The sequence below is a fragment of the Hydrogenophaga sp. LT287 genome (assembly GCF_055702805.1).
On sequence record NZ_JBVPZC010000013.1, the window covers coordinates 13933 to 33775 of the forward strand.

The window sequence follows — 19843 nt, forward strand, 5'->3', positions numbered from 1 at the left end:
ATGGTATATCCAGTACGATGCCACACCCCAACGCCTGCCCATCTTGAACACCGCCGCCCCCCGCCTGGAAGCCGAAACCGCTGAAGACTCCCCGCTGGGCGCGGTGGCGGTGCGCGCGCTGTGCGACTTTGCGGCCCGCGCGGGCGACCTGGACCTGCGCTTCACGCCCTCGCCCAGCGGCAGCGAAGGCGTGGCCGGGCACAGCGAGGTCACCTCGCGCCGCGGCGCGGGCTACCAGCGCGAACTGCCCCTGAGTGTGGTGTGGGGCGGGCTGCGTGTGCAAGGCCGGGCCGATGGGTTTGATTCCGTGGCCCTGCGGCTGGAAGAAATCAAAACCCACCGCGGCGACCCGGCCCTGATTGGCGCCAACCAGCGCGCGCTGCACTGGGCGCAGGCCCGCGTGTATGGCCACATGCTGTGCGAACAACTGGCGCTGGACGGGCTGGACCTGGCGCTCGTTTATTTCAACATCGACACCGCGCAAGAAACGCCGCTGGTGCAGCACCACAGCGCGCCCGAACTGCGCGCGTTTTTTGAAGCCCTGTGCACGCGCTACGCGGTGTGGGCGCGGGCCGAGCGCGCGCACCGCCTGGCGCGCGACGCGGCGCTGCGCGCGCTGGCCTTTCCATTTGCCGCGTTTCGCACCGGGCAGCGCGCGCTGGCCGAGGCGGTGTACCGCACCCACAGCCACGGCCGGGTGTTGATGGCACAGGCGCCCACCGGCATTGGCAAAACCATGGCCACGCTGTTTGCCGCGCTCAAGGCCGCGCCCGGCAACGGCAAAGACCCGGGCACCGACAAACTCTTTTACCTGACCGCCAAAACCCCCGGCCGCCAACTGGCGCTGCACGCGCTGGACAAGCTCACCCAGGCCGACACACCGCAGGCCATCCCGCTGCGCGTGCTGGAACGCGTGGCCCGCGACAAAGCCTGCGAGCACCCCGACAAAGCCTGCCACGGCGACAGCTGCCCGCTGGCCCAGGGCTTTTACGACCGCCTGCCTGCCGCCCGCCAAGCCGCCGCGCAGGCCCGCTGGCTGAGCAAAACCACGCTGCGCCAGGTAGCGCTGGAACACACCGTGTGCCCCTACTACCTGGGGCAAGAAATGCTGCGCTGGAGCGACGTGGCCGTGGGCGACTTAAACCACTACTTTGACCACGGCGCCGCCTGGCACGCACTGACCGAGGCCAACGGCTGGCGCGTGGGCCTGCTGGTGGACGAAGCGCACAACCTGATCGAGCGCGCGCGCCTCATGCACAGCGCCACGCTGGAGCCCGCCGCCTTTCAGGCGCTGCGCCAGGCCGCGCCCGCCGCGCTGAAAAAGCCGCTGGACAAACTGCAACGCCGCTGGAGCGCCCTGGCCAAAACCCAGACGCAGGACCACGAGGTGCTGCCCGAGCTACCCGGTGAATTCATCACCACGCTGCAGCAACTGTGCAGCGACATCGGCGACCACCTTGCGCAGCACCCGCAAGACGCGGTGGACGGCCCGCTGCAGCGCTGGTGGTTTGAGGCGCTGCACCTGCTGCGTGTGGCCGAGCAGTTTGGCGAGCATTCGCTGTGCGACCTGACCCGCGACACCAGCACCGGGCGGGCCAAGCACCCCGCGCTGGCCATCCGCAATGTGGTGCCCGGCCCGCTGCTGGCGCCGCGCTGGGCCGCAGCCCACAGCGCCACGCTGTTTTCAGCCACGCTCGCGCCCATGGACTTTGTGGCCCACATGCTCGGCCTGCCGGCCGAGACGCTGCGGGTCGATGTGCCGTCGCCCTTCGCGCCCGAGCAGCTGGCGGTGCGCGTAGCGCCCCACATTTCCACCCGCTGGAGCGACCGCAAGGCCTCGCTCACGCCCATGGCCAAGGTGATGGCGGCGCAATACGCCGCCGAGCCCGGCAACTACCTGGCGTTTTTCAGCAGCTTTGACTACCTGCAGCAAGCGCTGGACCGGTTGCAACAGCACCACCCCGCCCTGCCGGTGTGGGCGCAGTCGCGCGGCATGAGCGAGCCCGAGCGCGACGCCTTTGTGGCCCGCTTCACCGAAGGCGGCCAGGGCATTGGCTTCGCGGTGCTCGGTGGCGCGTTTGGTGAAGGCATTGACCTGCCGGGCCGCCGCCTCATTGGCGCCTTCATTGCCACGCTCGGCCTGCCGCAGGTGAACCCGGTCAACGAGCAAATGCGCGCGCGCTTGCAAGCCCTGTTTGGCCGCGGTTACGACTACACCTACCTCTACCCCGGCCTGCAAAAAGTGGTGCAAGCGGCCGGGCGGGTGATCCGCACCGAGCAAGATCACGGCACCGTGTGGCTGCTGGACGACCGCTTTGCGCGCCATGACGTGCAACGCCTGCTGCCGGCTTGGTGGCGCGGCCCGCGCACGGCACCGAACACGCCTGACCTATAGTGCGGCCTGGGCTGCACCCGCTTGGCGGTGCACTGCGCAGTACCCCAAAGCACCACCATGCCCACGGCCCAGCGCCCTTTTCTCGCCAACCCATGCCAGACACCCAACCCGACCCAAACACGCCGCCTCGCCCCGAGCGGCCCGAAGACGCCATAGCGCTGCATGCCGAGCCCGGCCACCTCATCCGCCGCGCCCACCAGCTCGCCGTGGCCACCTTTCACGACACCCACGGCCGCCAGATCACGCCGGTGCAATACGCCCTGCTGCGCGCCCTGCAAGAAGAGCCCGGCCTGGACCAGGTGACGCTGGCGCAGCGGGTGGCGCTCGACACCTCCACCACCGCCGACATCGCCACCCGGCTGGAAAGCAAGGGCTGGATCGTGCGCGAGCTGCTGGCGCGGCGCCAGCGCAGCCTGCGCCTCACGCCGGCTGGCGAAACCATGCTGAGCGACATGCTGCCCCGCGTGGAGCCCATGTACCAGCAACTGCTGCAGCCACTATCGCCCGCTGAGCAAGCCGAGTTTTTGCGCCTGCTGCGCAAGTTTGTGCACCTGAACGAAGCCGCAGCACCGCCGCAAACCTCGGGAAAACCCGAATTTTGAACCCCTGTCATTGGCGCCACACATTCCGTAAAATACGCGTCATTCAGCATACTGAATGAAACACACCCCACAGGAGACGCTGCATGTTCCCCAAAAACACCTGGTACGTGGCCTGCACGGCCGAAGACATTGACGCCAAGCCCCTGGGCCGCAAAATTTGCAACGAGCGCATCGTTTTTTACCGCGCGCAGGCCGGCAAAGTGGCCGCCGTGCAAGACTTTTGCCCCCACCGCGGCGCCCCGCTATCGCTGGGCTACGTGTGCGAAGGCAAACTGGTGTGCGGCTACCACGGGCTGGAAATGGGCTGCGACGGCAAAACCATCGCCATGCCCGGCCAGCGCGTGGGCGGCTTCCCGGCCATCCGCAGCTTCCCGGTGGAAGAGCGCTACGGCTTCATCTGGGTCTGGCCCGGCGACAAAGACAAGGCCGACCCGGCCCTCATTCCCCACATGGAGTGGCACGACAACCCCGAATGGGCCTACGGCGGCGGGCTCTACCACGTCAAGGCCGACTACCGCCTCATGGTCGACAACCTGATGGACCTGACGCACGAAACCTATGTGCATTCCACCAGCATCGGTCAAAAAGAGATTGACGAGGTGCCCTGCAAAACCACGATCGACGGCGACACCGTGGTCACCAGCCGCTTCATGGAAAACATCTCGGCCCCGCCATTTTGGAAAGCCGCCCTGCGCGCCAACCACCTGGCCGACGACGTGCCGGTGGACCGCTGGCAAATCTGCCGCTTCACACCACCCAGCCACGTCATGATTGAGGTGGGCGTGGCCCACGCCGGCCACGGCGGTGTGAACGCACCGGCCGAACACAAGGTGTACGCCGTGGTGGTCGACTTCATCACCCCCGAAACCGACACCTCCATGCACTACTTCTGGGGCATGGCGCGCAAGTTCAACCCGCAAGACAAAGCGCTCACCGCGCAAATCCGCGAAGGCCAGGGCAAGATCTTTTCAGAAGACCTGGAAATGCTGGAGCGTCAGCAGCAAAACCTGAGCGAATTCCCCGAGCGCGCCCTGCTCAAGCTCAACATTGACGCCGGCGGCGTGCAGTCGCGCCGGGTGATTGACCGGCTGATTGCCGCCGAACAAGGCGCCGCCCCATGAACCAGCCCAGCCCCACCCTGGCCGTGTGCGTGGCCAGCAAGCGCACCGAAGCGCTGGGCATTTGCAGCCTGCAACTGGTGGCCACCGAGGGCACCACCCTGCCCGCCTTCACCGCCGGCGCCCACGTGGACGTGCACCTGCCCGGCGGCCTGGTGCGCCAATATTCCCTGTGCAACCCGCCCAGCGACGCCGGCCGCTACGAAATCGGCGTGCTGCGCGACGCCCAGTCGCGCGGCGGCTCGGTGGCCGTACACGACGCCGTGAACGAAGGCACTGTGCTGCAAATCAGCGCGCCCAAAAACCACTTTCCCCTGGCCGCAAACGCCGACCACCACCTGCTGCTGGGCGGCGGTATCGGCATCACGCCGCTGCTGGCCATGGCCGAGCACCTGGCCAGCCACGGCAAAAGCTTCGAGCTGCACCACTGCACCCGCTCGCGCGAGCGCACACCCTTCACCGAGCGGCTGGCCGCGGCAAGCTTTGCGCGCCACGCGCACCACCACTTTGACGACGGCCACGCCACCCAAAAGCTGGACATAGCCGCCACGCTGCAACAGGCCAACCCCGGCACCCACCTGTATGTGTGCGGCCCGCAAGGCTTCATGGACGCCGTGCTGAGCACCGCCCGCGCCCAGGGCTGGCCCGAAGAACGCCTGCACCACGAATACTTCAGCGCCGCCCCGGCAGATACCGCAGGCGACGGCAGCTTCGAGATGGAAGTGGCCAGCACCGGCCAGGTGATCACCGTGGCTCCCGCCCAAACCGCCCTGCAAGCCCTGCTGGCCGCGGGTTTTGACATTCCCATGTCGTGCGAACAAGGCGTGTGCGGCACCTGCCTGACCGGCGTGAAAGCCGGCACCCCCGACCACCGCGACCACTACCTGACGCCAGAAGAACAAGCCGCCAACGACCAGTTTCTACCCTGCTGTTCGCGGGCCAAGGGTGGGCGGCTGGTGTTGGATTTGTAGATGGCTGGACGCACGCATTTGCATTTATTGGGGGTACATTGATATATTGAGATCGAGCTGAGACGACGCCAAGCGCAGCAGAACCCTGCTGGAGCGTGGCCTGGACTTTGCGCATGCAAAGGCCGTGTTTGAAGGCTTGCATTTCACAGCGCAAGACACCAGAGCGGGCTACGAAGAAGATCGGTTCATCACCGTGGGGTGGCTGGATGCCCGTTTGGTGGTTTTGGTCTGGACCCCACGCGGCGAGGTACGCCGCATCATCAGCATGAGGAAAGCCAATGACCGGGAAAAAACGCTCTACGCCAGCCACCTGGAATGACCCGGACGATGCACCGGAATTGACGGATGCATTTTTCAAGTCCGCCGACCTGTATGACGGGAACAAACCCAAGGCACGCGGCCGCCCCAAAGCTGCCACCACCAAGGAGCCTGTCAAGCTGCGCCTGGATGCCGACGTGCTGGCCGCGCTGCGCGCCAGCGGTGAGGGGTGGCAGACACGCATCAACGACACCTTGCGGGCAGCACTGAGCCTGGCCGGGCGGGTCTAAACCGAGGGCTGGCCCGAAGAACGCCTGCTCCACGAATACTTCAGCGCCGCCCCGGCAGACACCGCCGGCGACGGCACCTTTGAGGCGGGAGTGCACAGCACCGGCCAGGTGGTCACCGTGGCCCCCGCCCAAACCGCCCTGCAAGCCCTGCTGGCCGCGGGTTTTGACATTCCCATGTCGTGCGAACAAGGCGTGTGCGGAACCTGCCTGACCGGCGTGAAAGCCGGCACCCCCGACCACCGCGACCACTACCTGACGCCGGAAGAACAAGCCGCGAACAACCAATTTCTACCCTGCTGTTCGCGGGCGAAGGGTGGGCGCCTGGTGCTGGATTTGTAGATGGCGGAGCGCGGGTTGCTGCGCATTCACCCATGGGCAAAGGGTCGCGATTCGCGGCCCTTTGTTTTTGGCGCGCGGCTGGAAAGGCTGCACTGCCGCAAACTGCACCTGGGTTGAAGGGGTGAATTGGGCCAACTGAATTCACATGACTGACAGTCAGGGTGCTGACTGACCACTGACGACCCGTTGCGGCCGATTGGTCATCCGAGTCAATGGCTGCAGTGCAGCGACAGCGGTAGTTGGTGGTCGCGCTCGCAGTTCACGGTCATGTACACAGACCTGTCAGCCAGGCAACTGCGATGTCGCTGGTCCGATGACCGTTCATCGGGCCAATGCTGACGTTGCCTGCTGTAAAGGAGTCGAGGCCGGCCGAACGTCCGCTGACTGATCTGTCCAACAGGCACTGCCGACCCGCAGCAGACGGGGGTTCATGTGGTTGCACTACTATTGCAACATGCCGCCAGGACTCCCAACTCCTCAAGAACTCGTCGACGGTGAGGTAGCGTTCTTTTCCCTGGACACGGATGTCATACAGGCCGCTGGCTACAACTTCGGCAAGGGAGCGCTCAACCAGCTTCCGCGCCAGCTTCCTACCGCCATGAAGCTCCAGCTCACGGAGGTCGTTCTGCAGGAGATCGTTGGTCACAAGCTGGCTCCCGTGAAGGAAGCTGCCGACAAGTTCCAGGCTTCGACCGCAGGCCTCACCAGGCTTACTGGCCTAGATTTCAGTCCAGTAGACTTTCATTTCAGCAAGCTAGATGTGCTCGCTGCCGCGCAGCGGAAATTTGAGGCAGACGTCAAGAACTACGTGTCGCAGTGCGGCGGTGACGTCCTATCCATAGCGGATGTCGACCCGGAGATGCTCTTTGCTCGGTACTTCGCGGCAGATCCCCCATTCGGCCTCAAGGCCGACAAAAAGTCGGAGTTCCCAGACGCGGCGGCGTTGTTGCTCCTTGAGCAGCACGCGATTGACGAGGAGACAAAGGGCATTCTTGCTTCGGGAGATGCTGGCTGGAAAGCCTTTGCAGACCAGTCTGCCCACCTTTACTGCGTCTCATCGCTGGACGACTTGGCAGCGCTATTTGCCGCGACCGATGCCCACGCTCAAGCGGTGAGGGACAAGATTGCGGCCGCCGTAGGCGACAAGCATTCCGCTCTACGGGCGCAACTTACGGAGTCACTCAAGGAACACGTTTCTAGCGCAGATTGGGACGCGAGCGAACTGTACAACGGGTCTCGACGCATCGAACCTGAGGTTAGTGATGTGGAGCTGACGGACTATTCCGTCCACGAAAGCTCGCTGAACGTCTGGAAGGTCGAGAACGAACCGGGAGCCTGGGTCGTCGAACTGACGGCCAGCGTAACGGTAGACGTCACAGTGAGCGTTCAGTTTTTTGTCTGGGACTCAATTGACCGTGAAGAATTGGCCTTCGGCCATGACAGCTTCACGTTCTCCCAAGAAGTGGAAGTTGAGGCGTTTCTCACCTGCCACTCTGTGAAGCTGGAAGTGGCGCCTGAATTGTGGGAAATTGAAGTTGAGATTGGCTCCGGGAAGTACTCGCTTGAAGCTGCCGAAGTGGAGCCGGACTTCAGCGACCACGATTGATCGCGGACGTTCCTAGGCTGATGCCCTTGGCCCCGTGACTGGCACCTGTATGGGAAACCATCCCAGTTGGCAGCTTAACCAACGTTGGCACTGCGCCTGGAATCAGTCACGGTCAGTTGGTGGTGCGACTCTGCTTGTCCAACTATCATTCTTCGATGCCTCAACGGACCAACCAATTCCAAAGACTCGCGGTTCACATCCACGCTCGGTTAAGTAAGGGGTGGAAGGTCGAAGAGTCAAAGATGCTGGTTGATCGGATAACGGGCGAACTGCGAGAGGTGGATGTGACAGCCACGGCGACTGTTGGTACGCATCAAATCGTCCTTAGCGTGGAGTGTCGGGACCACCAGCGGCCCGCCGATACGCCTTGGGTGGAGTCGATGGCTCAAAAACACGCTAACTTGGACACGTCAAAGCTTGTGCTCTGGTCACGCAGCGGCTTTACCGCCCCTGCAGCTGCTAAGGCGAGTTTCCTCAACATCGATACTGTTTCGGCACGTGATGTGAAAGATGCTGATTGGGCCAAGTTCGCTCGCGCCTCTGTAGGTTCCAAGATTCGACTCGTTACCCCTGCATTCCAGCCTGAGGTCTTGGTCGTAACCGCAAATAGCGACGTTGTTCCAATGAATAGCCCGGAACTGGCGGTCTGGTTCGATGAAGCTGGACGTGTGGCTGGTTCAATGCAGGGCGTACTGAACCAGCTCTTAACAGACGAAGAAGTGCGGACTGTAATGCTTGACCATGCGCCGCTCGGCTCGGGGGACTTCTGGACGCATGTTGTTCCCCCGGAAGGGAGGACATGGTTTGTCCAGTCTGACAAAGGGGAGCGCATAGTGGTCCGGCGCATCGCGGTTGGGATCAAAACCATGACCGAGGTCGTGAAATTGCAGACTGCCTCAGCGCCCTACGACGGAAAAATCGTCACGCTTGCGAGCGGTGTGCAGGAGAACGGCCGGCACGTGAACGTCTACGTCGAGGAATCCCCGCCTAGCCTAGCCAGCTCCAACATTGAAGAAGACAGTGGCACGGACCCGCAAAGTTAAGTGCCAGCTCTTGGCCGACCGCTGATTCCGCGGCTCCAGTCGTTCGACCCTTCTGTGCTCGAAAGACAGGTGAACGCGGCGTCCGACATTCAAGAGTGCCAAGTCACCGGCTGCACCCAGCCTTTATCGGGTACCCGGCTGGCGCCGGGCAAGGTCAGCTGATGGCCGAAAGCGGCTTCCTGCTGGCAAAAAACTGCTTGCTCCCGCCCGGAGCACAACGGCTCAAACCGCGCCACGACTAAAACTCAAGGCACCAACACAGCCCGCGCCACCGCGTTTGCCTCCACCTGCACGGGGTTGAACCACCACGCGGTGCGCTGGCCCGCTGCCCACAGGCGGGCCTGGTCGTTTTGGTGGGGTTGGAAGTGGCGTTCGCTCACGCCGCCGGCGAGCACGGCTTCTATTTTGTCGGGGTCGCCGAAGTCCACCACCAGCTGCATGGACGCGAAGAACTTGGTGTCGAACGGGGCCATGAAGTCGTACACGCCGCGGTTCAGGGTTTCGCCGCTGCCCGATTTGTCGAACGCAAAGCCGCCCACCAGCTCTTGGCCGGCGCCTTTGCGGCGCAGCGGGCTCACAAAGGCGAGCCGATGCGAGCGGCCCCATTGCCATTGCGACACGTCTTTGCCTTGCTGCGCTTCCAGCGTGGCGCGGGCGCGGGGGGCGGCGCTGCGGATCACGTCGGCCAAGGTTTCCTGCCGGTCGGGGGTGCTCACGTCGTCAAACCATTTCGCCTTGGGCGTGGCCACCAGGGCGGCAAAGCGCTGTTGCCAAAAATACCAGCTGGACATCATGTCGCCCGCGGTGTCGGCGCCGAGTTCGTCCACAAAGGTGCCCAGCGCCACTTCGCGGTAGAGCGCCTGGTACACCAGCGGGGCGGCGTCGGTGGCGCGGTCCACGCCGTCCCAGGCAGCGAGCAGCGCGGCCAGGTCGGCGTGGGCGGGGTCGTTTTGCAGGGCGGCCACCAGCAGCGGGCGCAACACGTCGCTTTGCAGGTTGCGGTCGTCGCGCATCAGGGCCCAGTGGTCGTCCACCCGCATTTGGGTGGCGCTGCCCAGCACCTGGCCCATGCGCTGGTAGCGGTAGTCGGGCGCCACGTAGTTGGTGTAATACCAAGGGAAGCCTTCGGGGCGGGTGTCGTGGTTGGCGGTGCCCACCCAGGCGCGTGCGGGGTTCAGCTGGCCGGGCATGCGGTCTTTGGGGATGAAGCCAATCCAGTCGTCGCCGCCGTCGGCCGGCGGCAGGCGGGGCGCGCTGCCGTCGGCCCCGGCGCGCAGGGGCACGGCGCCGCTGGCGCGGTGTCCTATGGCGCCTTGCGCGTCGGCAAACACGAAGTTGAACATCATGAGGTCGATTTTTTGCACCTCGGCGTCAAAGGCGGCGGCGTTGGGCGCGGTCAAGAAGCCTTCCACGCCGATGACCGGGCCCAGCACTTCGGCGTCGGTAGAGCGCAGCACCAGGAGCTTGTCGCCCTTGGGGCCCAGGCCGGGGTGGTCGCTGATGACGGGGCCGCGCCGGGTGCTGCGAACGGTGAGTGTGTGCTCACGCACGCCGCCGGGGGCTGCGCTGTCTTTCACGCGAATGACCTCGCTCACGGTGCCAAAGGGCACGCTGCGCCCACCGTCCAGGTAGTGCTGGGGGTTGGCCGGGTCCCGCGTTTCAATGTAGAGGTCTTGCACGTCGCCGTAGGCGTTGGTCACGCCAAAGGCCACATGCTGCGTGCGGCCCACCAGGATGCCGGGCACGCCGGGCAGCGCTGCGCCCACGGCCTGTATGCCGGGCGCGAACAGGCCCACGGGGTGCCACATGCCGGGCAAGATGCGGTTGTCCAGGTGCGGGTCGTTGGCCAGCATGGCCTGGCCCGAGGCGCTGCGCGACGGGCCCACGGCCCAGTTGTTGGAGCCCAGGCCTTGGTGGTTCAGGGTGTCGGGGCGCACCAGCAGGTGGTCCCAATCCAGGCCGAGCGCTGCGGTCTGCTCGGCGGCAGGCTTTGGCGCTGCGGTCTGGCGCTGCAGGCTGGTGGCGGGCCAGTCGGGGTTGCTCAGCAGCGGAAACAGTTCGCGGGCGCGGTCTTCGCCCAGCTGGTCGATCAGCTTCTGCGCCACCACCTCGGTTTTGAAGTTGGTGGCATGGGTGTAGTGCACAAAATGCACCAGCGTGACCAGGTCGGCCACACCCCAGGGCCTGGGCACCAGCCCAGCAATGCGCAGCTCGACCGGATGGTCGGCGGTGTGGTCTTGCACATAGGCGTTCACGCCGTCCACATAGGGCTGCAAAAACGCGCGGGTTTCGGGCGAAATGCGCTGGGCGTGGCGTTCGCCGTTGCGGGCAATGCCCAGCACGCGCATGCGGATGTCGCTGGGCAGCGCGGCTTCACCAAAGCTGGCGGCCAGCTCGCCGCGCCAGGTGGCGCGGTACAGCTCCATTTGCATCAGCCGGTGCTGCGCGGTGACGAAACCCTGGGCGCGAAACAGGTCGGGCGTGTTGGCCGCAAAGATGTAGGGCACGCCGTGGCCGTCGCGCAGCACCTTCACCGGTGCGGTCAGGCCGCTGAGCTTCAACTCGCCGCCCACCTGCGCGCGGCCGGAAGCGCGCAGCAAACCGTAGGCGGCCAGCGCAGCCAGCAAGGCCAGCACCAGCACAGCCACCACCAGCCATTTCAGGGTTCGGACCACGGCGTCTCCTCGTTGTGTTGTGAAGGCAAATGGTACCCGTGGGCCTGGGTGGGCGGTGTCACGGGGCAGCCATTTTCAGCGGTAGCTGGCCAGGTGGATGCTGGTTTCGGTGCCGCGAATGCCGCTGATCAGCCGCACGCGCTCCAGCACGTCCGACAGTTCTTTCATGCTGCCCACCTCCAGCTCGGCCAGCAGGTCCCAGCGGCCGTTGGTGTCGTGCAGGGCGGCCACACCGGGCTCGCCCAGCAGGCTGGCAATCACCAGGCGGGTCTGGTTGCCTTCGACCTGCACACCCATCCAGGCGCGTATACGTTCGGGCTGTGCTTCGGGCCGCAGGCGCACGGTGTAGCCCACGATCACCTGCGTGTCTTCCAGCTTGCGCAGCCGGTTGGTGACGGTGCCGCGCGACACCTTGAGCTTGTGCGCGAGGTCGGCCACCGAGAGCCGGGCGTCTTGCCGCAGCAGGGCAATGAGTTGCTGATCGAGCTGGTCCATGGTCAAAACGCCATCCAAGGTTGCCGAAATGCTTGATTTTCTGTCATTTCAATACCTTTTTGGCGATTTTCATTGCCGCGCCACCCCGGCAAACTGCTTGCACAGTTTGGCGAACCCACGCCAGCCCCCCAAGAGACGACCATGAACAACACCGCACTGACCCGATTCAAAGACACTGGCACCCTGTACCTGAGCGCGCCCGAAGCCGCCGAGCTGGTGCGCCGGCTGGGCCTGCCGCACTGCCTGCAACACATGGCCGAGCACATACGCGCCGACTTTCTGCGCTGGGCCGACTTCGACAAAAGCGCCCGCGTGGCGGCCCATTCCAAAGACGGCGTCATCGAGCTCATGCCCGTGGCGGACGACCACCGCTACAGCTTCAAATATGTGAACGGGCACCCGGGCAACACGCGCTTGGGGCTTTCCACCGTGATGGCCTTCGGTGTGCTGGCCGACGTGGACACCGGCGCACCGCTCTTCCTGAGCGAGCTCACGCTCACCACCGCGCTGCGCACCGCCGCCATGTCGGCCCTGGCCGCCAAAACCCTGGCCCGGCCTGAAAGCCGCGTGATGGCGCTGATTGGCAACGGCGCGCAAAGCGAGTTTCAGGCGCTGGCTTTTCAGCACCTGGTGGGCATCACCACCCTGCGGGTGTTTGACGTGGACCCTGCCGCCAGCGCCAAGCTGGTGGCCAACCTGCAAGGCAGCGGGCTGCGCATTACCGTGTGCCCAAGCACGGCCGAAGCCGTGCGCGGGGCTGACATCGTGACCACCGTGACCGCCGACAAGGCGATGGCCCTGATCTTGACACCCGAAATGTTGGAGCCCGGCATGCACCTGAATGCCGTGGGCGGCGATTGCCCGGGCAAGACCGAGCTGCACGGCGCCATATTGGACGCAGCCAAGGTGTTTGTGGAATACGAGCCGCAGTCGCGCGTGGAAGGCGAAATACAGCACAAGCCCGCAGACTTTGCCGTGACCGAACTCTGGCAGGTGTTGCGCGGTGAAAAGCCCGGGCGCGACCACGCTGCCCAAGTGACGGTGTTTGACTCGGTGGGCTTCGCGCTGGAAGATTTTTCAGCCCTGCGCTTCATGATGGACAGCGCCACCCGCCTGGGCATGGGCGAGCGCATGGCGCTGATTCCGCAGCTGGCAGACCCGAAGAATTTGTTTGGCCTGCTGGGCGCTACCGCGCCGGTGGCCTTGGCCGCGCACGCGAGGCGCCTCGCGGCCTGAGGCAACGCTTACTGGATTTTTTGGTAACGGCCGTCGCGAATTTCGGTGAAAAACACCTTGCGCTGGGTGTCGCCGTTGGCGTCAAAAACCATTTCTTGCTGCAGGCCGGTGAAAGGGCTGCTGCGCAGCGCAGCAGATTTCACGGTTTCGCCCTTCTGGCGGTTTTTCAGCGCCTGCAGCACCACGGTGGCCGCGTCGTAGGCCGACACCGAGCTGTAACCCGGGTTGCGCTGGAAGCGCTTGAAATAGGCTTCGCTGAACGCTTTGAAACGCTCTGAGGTGTCATCGCGGTCGTAGTTTTGCACGATCAGCAGGCCTTCCACCACCGGGCCACCCAGCTCGATGAGCTGCTCGGTCGAAGCCCATTCAGCCGCGCCAATGGGCAGCGTGGGCGCGAGTTTGCGGGACTGCTGGGCAAAGCGGGCCACGTCCAGCGCACCCGAAATGAAGAACAGGCTGTCGGGATTGACGACCAGCATGTTTCGCACCACGACGTCAAAGTCGGTGTCGATGCCTGAGGCATAGGGCACCTCTGCGGCCAGCTCGGCGCCCAGGGCGTTTGCCGCGGTCCGGAATTCGGTGAGCCAGGATTCGGTGAAGTTTTTGTTGCGCGTGTCATAGGCCACGGCCACACGCTTCTGGCCCATGCCCACCATCACTTGCGCGTAGTCGCGGGCGTTGTCACGGGTGGTGCGGTTGATGCGAAACAGGTTGTCGTCTTTGCCGTAGAAGTCCATCGAGGTGATGGTGGGGCTGACCTGAAAAATGCCCGCAGCGCCGGTGATGGGCACGATCACCTGGGCCATGCTGCTGGTGAACGGCCCGACCACCGCTTCCACCTGCGCTGCCACCAGCTCTTCAGACGACTTGGCTGCCACAGCCTTGTCCTGGGCATCGTCTTTGGGCAGCAGCTCGACCAGCCGCCCGTCCACACCGCCCGCGCGGTTGAACTGTTCCACCGCCAAGATCACGCCATTCAGGCCGGACTGGCCGTTGTCCGAGTTGCGATCGGTCAGGCCGCCAATGAACCCGATTTTGATGGGCGGCGGTGGGCTGCAAGCGCCCAACAACAAAGAACCTGCCAGAAGCAAAAAAAGAGGCAATTTTTTCATATTTGTACCGATAAACAAGGGATGAAATCCCATTCGTCGAAAGAGCACCCGAGAACGGGTCTGCTGAGCAGCCACCACAAAAGCCCTTCAGCGCCTGAAAGCGCGCGGTGCAACCGCCTAGAGCGCCATGTCTGACCACGATCCGATATCGACCTTTCCGGAAGAAACTGAAACGCTGTACAGCCGCTCTCTGGCGAGCCAATGGCGCCGGCGCTGGACTGGGTCTCTGCGCTTTCGGCTGCTCGCGCTCGGCCTCATGCCGCTGCTGGTGGCGTTTCCGCTGGTGATTGCAGCGCTGGTGGTGCTGGGTGGCCAGCGGGCCCAGGCGCTGCTGGAGTCCAACCTGCGCAGCCACCTGGCGGCGAGCCGCAACTACCTGAGCCAGGTGAGGCTGGAAACCGGGGTGCGGGTGACCCAGCTCGCCCGATCTGAGCGCATGCGCGACCTGCTGGCCCCCGACACTCCCCAGGAAATCCGTCAGCGCGCCCTGGCCGCCGCCGCCGAGAGCAGTGGCCTGGACTACCTGCTGCTGGCCATGGCGGACGGGCGCGTACTGGGGGCCAACACACCGGTCGCTGAAGGCGCCCGGTTGCCCGACTCGTTTGTGATCCGGCAGGCCGCCATTGGCGTGGCCAACGCGGCGTATGAGGTATTTGATGCGCAAACGCTGGCCACCTTTTCGGCGGCTTTTCCCGAGGTGGCCCGGGTGCCCCTGGCGCTGCAGGGCGGCAAAGCGGCGGAGTCTGAAACCCGTGGGCTGCTGATCAACGCGGCGGCGCACTTCCCGCTGGGTGTGGACACGCCCGACGCGATCTTGCTGGGCGGCGTGCTGCTCAACCGCAACAACTCGCTGATCGAGCACATGCGGGAGATCATTTACCCGGTGGGCTCGCTGCCCGACGATGCCGAGGGCATCACCGCCATTGCCTTGGGCGGGGTGCATGTGGCCATGAGCCACCAGCGCCAGCAGGGCCACCGGGTGCTGGGCACACCGGTGAATGACGCAGCGTTTTCAGCGGTGATGGAACAAGGCCAGGCGTGGCACAGCCGCCTGGTGCTAGACGGTGCCGAGCACCTGGCGGCCTACGAACCGATCGTTAACGGCGATGGCCAGCGCGTGGGCATGCTGGGCGTGGCGTTTCCGTATGCGCCGTACCAAAACAGCGTCCAGCTGCTGATGTGGATGGTGGGTGCTTTGCTCGCGCTCACCATGCTGGCCATTTCGCTGGCCTTCCTGTTTGCGGGCCAGCAGCTCACGCAGCGGCTGGCCCACATTGGGCAGACCATGTCGGCGGTGCGCCGCGGTAACCGGCACCACCGCGTGGCATCGTCGGTGCACCAGGACGAGCTGGAACAGCTGGCGCGGCACTTCAACGTGTTGCTCGACACCATTGCCACCCAGGACGCCGCGCAGCACCAGGCGCAGCAGACGATTGCGGACGAAGCTTCGCGCCGGCGCGCGTTGTTTGAACACGAGCGCGACGGCGTGGTGATTCTCAACGCCGACGGCACGGTGTTTGAAGCCAACCCCAAGAGCGCGGCCATGCTGGGCTACAGCGGCGAAGAAATGCAAGGCCTGCATGTGAGCGACTGGGACGCCCACTACAGCGCGGCCGAGGTGCGCGCCATCATCCAGACGATGGGGCCCGCCGGCGAGTTTTTGCAAACCGTGCACCGCCGCAAAGACGGCAGCACCTACGACGCCGAGGTGTCGATCAGCCTGGCCACATGGGGTGACAAAACCTTTGTGTTCATGCTGCAACGCGACATTTCAGAACGCAAGGTGGTGGAAGCCGAACTGGAACAGTACCGCCGCGACCTGGAGATTCTGGTGGGGCAGCGCACGCAGGAACTGTTTGACCGCTCGGAACAGCTCAACACCATCTTTGCCCTGAGCCCGGACGGCTTCGTGTCGTTCAACCACCGGCGACAGGTGAACTTTGCCAACGAAGCGTTTTTGCGCATGACGGGCCTGTCCGTGCAGGACGTGGTGGGTCTGAGTGAGGCGGCCTTTGCGGCCCGCATGGGCGGGCTGTGCCGCAGCGCAGAAGACTTCCCCGACATTGCTTCGCTGCGCCAGGCCCAGCAGCGCCAGGAAGACGAACCCGCCAAACACGCACCGAAGGCGCAGCGGCACCAGTTGCTGGAACTCACCGCCGCAGGCAACCGCATGCTGGAGCTGGATGTGCGGGTTTCCGAGTCGGCCAATGTGTCGCTGGTGCTGTATTTCCGCGACGTGACGCACGAAACCGAAGTAGACCGCATGAAGAGCGAGTTTTTGTCCACCGCCGCCCACGAATTGCGCACACCCATGGCGAGCATTTACGGGTTTTCCGAGCTGCTGCTGGCGCGCAAATTCAGCGAAGAACAGCGCCGCGATCTGCTGGAAACCATATCGCGCCAGGCCACCCGCATGTCCACCATCATCGACGAGCTGCTGGACCTGGCCCGCATTGAAGCCCGCCAGGGCAAAGACTTTGTGCTGGCCACGCTGCCGCTGCAGGCGCTGGTGAAACAGGTGCTGGGCGACTACAACCCGCCCACCGGCCGAACCGCGCCCAGCCTGGACGCGGGCCACCACCCGCTGCAGGTGCGCGCCGACAGCGACAAGCTGCAACAGGCGTTGCTCAACGTGGTGTCCAACGCCTACAAATACTCGCCCGAAGGGGGCGAGGTGCAGGTGCGGTGCCTGTGGGACGAAGCAGGCCAGCGCGCCGGCGTTGAGATCAGCGACCAGGGCCTGGGCATGACACCCGAGCAGGTGGCGCGCTTGTTTGAGCGCTTTTACAGGGCCGATACCTCAGGCCAGATCCCCGGCACGGGGCTGGGCATGAGCATCGTGAAAGAAATTGTGGAACTGCACGGCGGGCAGATCGATGTGCGCAGCGCCCACGGCCAGGGCACCACCATCACCCTGTGGCTCCCTGTGTGGAACAGCGCCACAGCACACAGCGAAGACACGGAGCCAGCAACCGCGTGAGCGGCTGCCGCGCCCAAAGCCACGCTCAGCCTCTTCAGTCGTCGTCGCCCAGCTCGGCGCTCCAGCCGGCGGCCTTGGCGCGTTGCACGGCGCCGGCGTGGATGCGGGCATGGCGCTCGGCCAGTTCGGGCGGCAGGCGGCTGGGCAACTGGCCGTAAGGCTCCCAGGCCTGGTGCACGGCCTCGAACAGGTTTTGCATGTCGCCTGCGCTTTTGCCGGCAAAGCCATCGCCCTCGGGCAGCACGCCAAACACCCAGGCGTCTCGGATGATGCGTCCGGTCATGGTCATGCCGTGGTTTTCTTCGTGGTCCATGCCAGCGTAGCTGTGGGTGCGGGTGTGAATCATGGCAAGGGGTGCTTTCAGGTTATCGGGTGAGGCCAGCATAAAGCACCGGCAGTTTCTCGGGCAGGCGTTCCACCTTGTCCACCACCATGTAATGCCGCTCGCCAAAGATGCGGCGCACATACTGGTCGGCGCGCGGGTCCAGGCTCATGCAGTAGGTCATCACGCCGTTTCGCCCCGCTTCTTCCACCGCCTTCTTGGTGTCGTGCCGCAGGTACTGCGGGTCGCGCACGTCCACGTCGGCCGGTTCGCCGTCGGTGATGACGAGCAGCAGTTTCTTGCTGCTGCGCTGCGCCTTGAGCGCGGCCGCGGCGTGGCGGATGGCCGCGCCCATGCGGGTGGACAGCTGCCCTTCCATGCCGGCCAGGCGCGCCTTGGCCAGGTCGTCGTAGGGCTGGTCAAAGTCCTTGAAGCGCCAGTAGTTCACGTCGTGCCGGCCGTCGGAGCAGAAGCCGTGGATGGCGAACGGGTCGCCCACCTTCTGGATCGCGTCGGCCAGCAGCGCGCAGGCGGAGCGCGTGAGTTCCAGCACCGTGTGCTCCTGCCCGGTCACCTTGTCGTTCGTCGACTGGGACAGGTCAAGCAGCACCAGCACCGAGATGTCGCGCGTCTTGCGCACGCTGCGCATCATGATGCGCGGGTCGGGCTGGCGGCCCATGCGCTGGTCGATCACCGAGGCCAGCGCGGCATTCAGATCAATCTCGTCACCGTCTTCCAGTTTGCGGATGCGCTGCACGCCCTGCGGCTGCATGGCGTCCAAGATGTACTTCATGCGGCCGGTCAGGCGCCGGTGTTCGGCCAGGATCGCGTCGATCACCGCCGCGTCGCCAGCCTTGGGGCGGCGCTCCTGCACCGTGGCCCAGGCCGGGCGTTCGAGCTGGATCATGTGGTCCCACTCGCCGTAGTGCACCGGCGGCAGAACCGGCTCGCGGCCTTCGCTCTGATTGAACGACACGCCCAGGTCTTCGTAGGGAAACAGCTCGGTGCCCAGCACCCAGATTTCCTGTGCGTCGTCGCCCGCGCCCTCCACCTCCAGCTCGTTGACGAACTCCATCAGGTTGACCTGCTTGCGCACCTGCTGCGGCGGCTCGTAGCCAGCGGCGATGCTGCGCTCGAAGTCAAACCCGTCAAAGGCCCAGAAGTAGCGGTTGTCGTCGCGGTAGGCGGCCGTCTGCAGATCGGTGCGCGGCTGGTAGGCCGGGCCCGGCGTCAGTTCGCGGTAGCTGTGCGCCAGATGCACGCCCAGTTCCCACGACACGGTGTTTTCGTGCGGATCGGCCTGCATGCGGGGCAGCGCCTCGGCCAGCAGCGTGCGGCCCTGGGCGATCCAGGGGTGGGTGTCTTCGTACGCCGGATCCAGCAGCGCACGCGCGAGGCGGTTGAGCCAGTCACCGGCCGTCTTGTCTTGTGTGGCCTGCACGGTGTGCAGCTGTGCCCAGAGCGGGCGCATGCCGGCAAAGCGCGCCAGCGTCAACGACTCCACGCGTGCGTCCTCCACCAGGCCGATCACGGCCATCTGCCAGGGGTTCAGCGTCTCGGCCGAGATCGGCTGGCGGGTGAACACCACGTGCGCCGCGGCGTGCGCGGCGGCGGCGCGGTAGAGCTGCGTGGCGTGCACCGTGCCGGCGTTGCCCTCCACCGCGTCGAAGGCGTCGGGCAGGTGGATGAAGTAGTCTTCGATGAAGGGGCGGTAGCCTTCGCGGCTCTCGTAGTCGCCGGCCGTGGGCCGCATGAAAAAGTCGCGGCCCCAGAGCGCACGCAGGTACATGTTGATGCGCCGCTGCACGTCCACCAGCAACGTGCCTTTGCGCTCCTTCTGCAGCATCGCCAGCGACTCTTTGGACTGCAGGCCAAAATAGGCGATCTGCTCTTCGTAGTTCGTGCGGTGCGCCTGCGCGCCCCAGGTGGCCCAGCGCCGCAGGCCGCCGAGCGTGAGCTGACCGAACAGCGCGTCGAGCTGGCCCAGCATGGGCCGCAGGCCGCGCGGCGCCTGCGCCACCAGGGTGTTGAGGAACTGCAGGTACTGCATGAACAGCGCGCCATCGGCCAGGCGGCGCGCGGCGGTGGGCGCGGTGGCCAGCACCAGCTCGATCACCGCCCCCGACGTCTTGGACGCGAGCATGAGCGCGGTGGTGGCGAGTTCACCGACCACGTCTTCGCCGATTTCCTGGGCTACCTGCGGCGCACCGTCGATCCAGGCGTTGACCAGCTCGTGACCGCGACCCAGTCCGCGCAGCGCGGCGGCACCCTTGACGTAGTTGTCCAGCCCTCGCGCCGAGAACACCTTGGTGGCGTCCGGCCAGCGGTGCGCCAGCAGTTCGCGCGAGGCCGCATCCAGTTGCTCGGTCCACTCGGCGTGGTCGTGGAGGTGGACGCTCAT

Annotated in this window: 15 protein-coding genes and 1 pseudogene; 11 read left to right on the forward strand and 5 right to left on the reverse strand. The window is 65.1% G+C overall.

What is annotated here, in order from left to right; translation table 11 throughout:
- Window positions 1-43 precede the first annotated feature (43 nt).
- The 9 genes and pseudogenes from AC0GNR_RS11395 (at window position 44) to AC0GNR_RS11435 (ending at window position 8622) form a co-directional block, all read left to right on the forward strand.
- Window positions 44-2395: an ATP-dependent DNA helicase gene (locus AC0GNR_RS11395; protein WP_472901077.1), complete on the forward strand. Its 2352-nt coding sequence runs from the start codon at window positions 44-46 to the stop codon at window positions 2393-2395.
- Between the two features lie 92 nt (window positions 2396-2487).
- Window positions 2488-2997, forward strand: a complete 510-nt coding sequence (locus AC0GNR_RS11400; protein WP_472901078.1) for a MarR family winged helix-turn-helix transcriptional regulator — start codon at window positions 2488-2490, stop codon at window positions 2995-2997.
- An 83-nt stretch (window positions 2998-3080) separates the two neighbouring features.
- Entirely contained in the window at window positions 3081-4118 is a 1038-nt protein-coding gene (locus AC0GNR_RS11405) for an aromatic ring-hydroxylating dioxygenase subunit alpha (RefSeq protein WP_472901079.1), read from the forward strand.
- Window positions 4115-5086 (forward strand): PDR/VanB family oxidoreductase, encoded by a 972-nt coding sequence (locus AC0GNR_RS11410; protein WP_472901080.1) that lies wholly within the window; start codon window positions 4115-4117, stop codon window positions 5084-5086. The genes AC0GNR_RS11405 and AC0GNR_RS11410 overlap by 4 nt, the downstream gene beginning before the upstream one ends.
- Window positions 5087-5186: 100 nt before the next feature.
- Window positions 5187-5405 (forward strand): BrnT family toxin, encoded by a 219-nt coding sequence (locus AC0GNR_RS11415; RefSeq protein WP_472901143.1) that lies wholly within the window; start codon window positions 5187-5189, stop codon window positions 5403-5405.
- Complete coding sequence (locus AC0GNR_RS11420) at window positions 5365-5634, forward strand: BrnA antitoxin family protein (protein ID WP_472901081.1); 270 nt, start codon at window positions 5365-5367, stop codon at window positions 5632-5634. Before AC0GNR_RS11415 ends, AC0GNR_RS11420 begins: the two co-directional genes overlap by 41 nt.
- Window positions 5635-5640: 6 nt before the next feature.
- Window positions 5641-5973 (forward strand): annotated as a pseudogene (locus AC0GNR_RS11425) (2Fe-2S iron-sulfur cluster-binding protein); the annotation flags it as partial.
- Between the two features lie 430 nt (window positions 5974-6403).
- On the forward strand, window positions 6404-7579 hold the full coding sequence (locus tag AC0GNR_RS11430) for a PIN domain-containing protein (RefSeq protein WP_472901082.1): 1176 nt from the start codon (window positions 6404-6406) through the stop codon (window positions 7577-7579).
- Window positions 7580-7821: 242 nt separating this feature from the next.
- Window positions 7822-8622, forward strand: a complete 801-nt coding sequence (locus tag AC0GNR_RS11435) for a hypothetical protein (RefSeq protein WP_472901083.1) — start codon at window positions 7822-7824, stop codon at window positions 8620-8622.
- A 245-nt stretch (window positions 8623-8867) separates the two neighbouring features.
- Here AC0GNR_RS11435 and AC0GNR_RS11440 read toward each other — a convergent pair whose 3' ends face one another.
- Window positions 8868-11297, reverse strand: a complete 2430-nt coding sequence (locus AC0GNR_RS11440; RefSeq protein ID WP_472901084.1) for a penicillin acylase family protein — start codon at window positions 11295-11297, stop codon at window positions 8868-8870.
- A gap of 75 nt (window positions 11298-11372) precedes the next feature.
- Entirely contained in the window at window positions 11373-11792 is a 420-nt protein-coding gene (locus AC0GNR_RS11445; RefSeq protein WP_472901085.1) for an Lrp/AsnC family transcriptional regulator, read from the reverse strand.
- 141 nt (window positions 11793-11933) lie between these two features.
- Here AC0GNR_RS11445 and AC0GNR_RS11450 point away from each other — a divergent pair, with 141 nt between their 5' ends.
- A complete protein-coding gene (locus tag AC0GNR_RS11450; protein ID WP_472901086.1) occupies window positions 11934-13028 on the forward strand; it encodes an ornithine cyclodeaminase in 1095 nt (364 codons plus the stop codon).
- Window positions 13029-13036: 8 nt separating this feature from the next.
- On the opposite strand, the gene AC0GNR_RS11455 is transcribed toward AC0GNR_RS11450, so the two are convergent.
- The gene (locus tag AC0GNR_RS11455; protein WP_472901087.1) at window positions 13037-14140 is read right to left on the reverse strand and encodes an ABC transporter substrate-binding protein; all 1104 of its coding nucleotides are present in this window, start codon (window positions 14138-14140) and stop codon (window positions 13037-13039) included.
- A gap of 127 nt (window positions 14141-14267) precedes the next feature.
- Between AC0GNR_RS11455 and AC0GNR_RS11460 the strand changes: the two genes are divergently transcribed.
- Window positions 14268-17120, forward strand: coding sequence for an ATP-binding protein (locus AC0GNR_RS11460; RefSeq protein ID WP_472901088.1), 2853 nt, complete (start codon window positions 14268-14270; stop codon window positions 17118-17120).
- Between the two features lie 34 nt (window positions 17121-17154).
- Here the strand turns inward: AC0GNR_RS11460 and AC0GNR_RS11465 are convergent, their stop codons facing one another.
- Both AC0GNR_RS11465 and AC0GNR_RS11470 read right to left on the reverse strand, forming a co-directional pair.
- The gene (locus AC0GNR_RS11465) at window positions 17155-17466 is read right to left on the reverse strand and encodes a hypothetical protein (RefSeq protein ID WP_472901089.1); all 312 of its coding nucleotides are present in this window, start codon (window positions 17464-17466) and stop codon (window positions 17155-17157) included.
- A 19-nt stretch (window positions 17467-17485) separates the two neighbouring features.
- Window positions 17486-19843, reverse strand: a complete 2358-nt coding sequence (locus AC0GNR_RS11470) for a nitric oxide reductase activation protein NorD (protein WP_472901090.1) — start codon at window positions 19841-19843, stop codon at window positions 17486-17488.

Excerpts from the sequence above, each read along its gene's own strand:
- AC0GNR_RS11400 (WP_472901078.1), top strand. The coding sequence starts at position 2,488 with ATGCCAGACACCCAACCCGACCCAAACACGCCGCCTCGCCCCGAGCGG.
- AC0GNR_RS11405 (WP_472901079.1), top strand. The coding sequence starts at position 3,081 with ATGTTCCCCAAAAACACCTGGTACGTGGCCTGCACGGCCGAAGACATT.
- AC0GNR_RS11410 (WP_472901080.1), top strand. The coding sequence starts at position 4,115 with ATGAACCAGCCCAGCCCCACCCTGGCCGTGTGCGTGGCCAGCAAGCGC.
- AC0GNR_RS11420 (WP_472901081.1), top strand. The coding sequence starts at position 5,365 with ATGACCGGGAAAAAACGCTCTACGCCAGCCACCTGGAATGACCCGGAC.
- AC0GNR_RS11430 (WP_472901082.1), top strand. The coding sequence starts at position 6,404 with ATGTGGTTGCACTACTATTGCAACATGCCGCCAGGACTCCCAACTCCT.
- AC0GNR_RS11435 (WP_472901083.1), top strand. The coding sequence starts at position 7,822 with ATGCTGGTTGATCGGATAACGGGCGAACTGCGAGAGGTGGATGTGACA.
- AC0GNR_RS11445 (WP_472901085.1), bottom strand. The coding sequence starts at position 11,792 with ATGGACCAGCTCGATCAGCAACTCATTGCCCTGCTGCGGCAAGACGCC.
- AC0GNR_RS11450 (WP_472901086.1), top strand. The coding sequence starts at position 11,934 with ATGAACAACACCGCACTGACCCGATTCAAAGACACTGGCACCCTGTAC.
- AC0GNR_RS11455 (WP_472901087.1), bottom strand. The coding sequence starts at position 14,140 with ATGAAAAAATTGCCTCTTTTTTTGCTTCTGGCAGGTTCTTTGTTGTTG.
- AC0GNR_RS11460 (WP_472901088.1), top strand. The coding sequence starts at position 14,268 with ATGTCTGACCACGATCCGATATCGACCTTTCCGGAAGAAACTGAAACG.
- AC0GNR_RS11465 (WP_472901089.1), bottom strand. The coding sequence starts at position 17,466 with ATGATTCACACCCGCACCCACAGCTACGCTGGCATGGACCACGAAGAA.
- AC0GNR_RS11470 (WP_472901090.1), bottom strand. The coding sequence starts at position 19,843 with ATGAGCGTCCACCTCCACGACCACGCCGAGTGGACCGAGCAACTGGAT.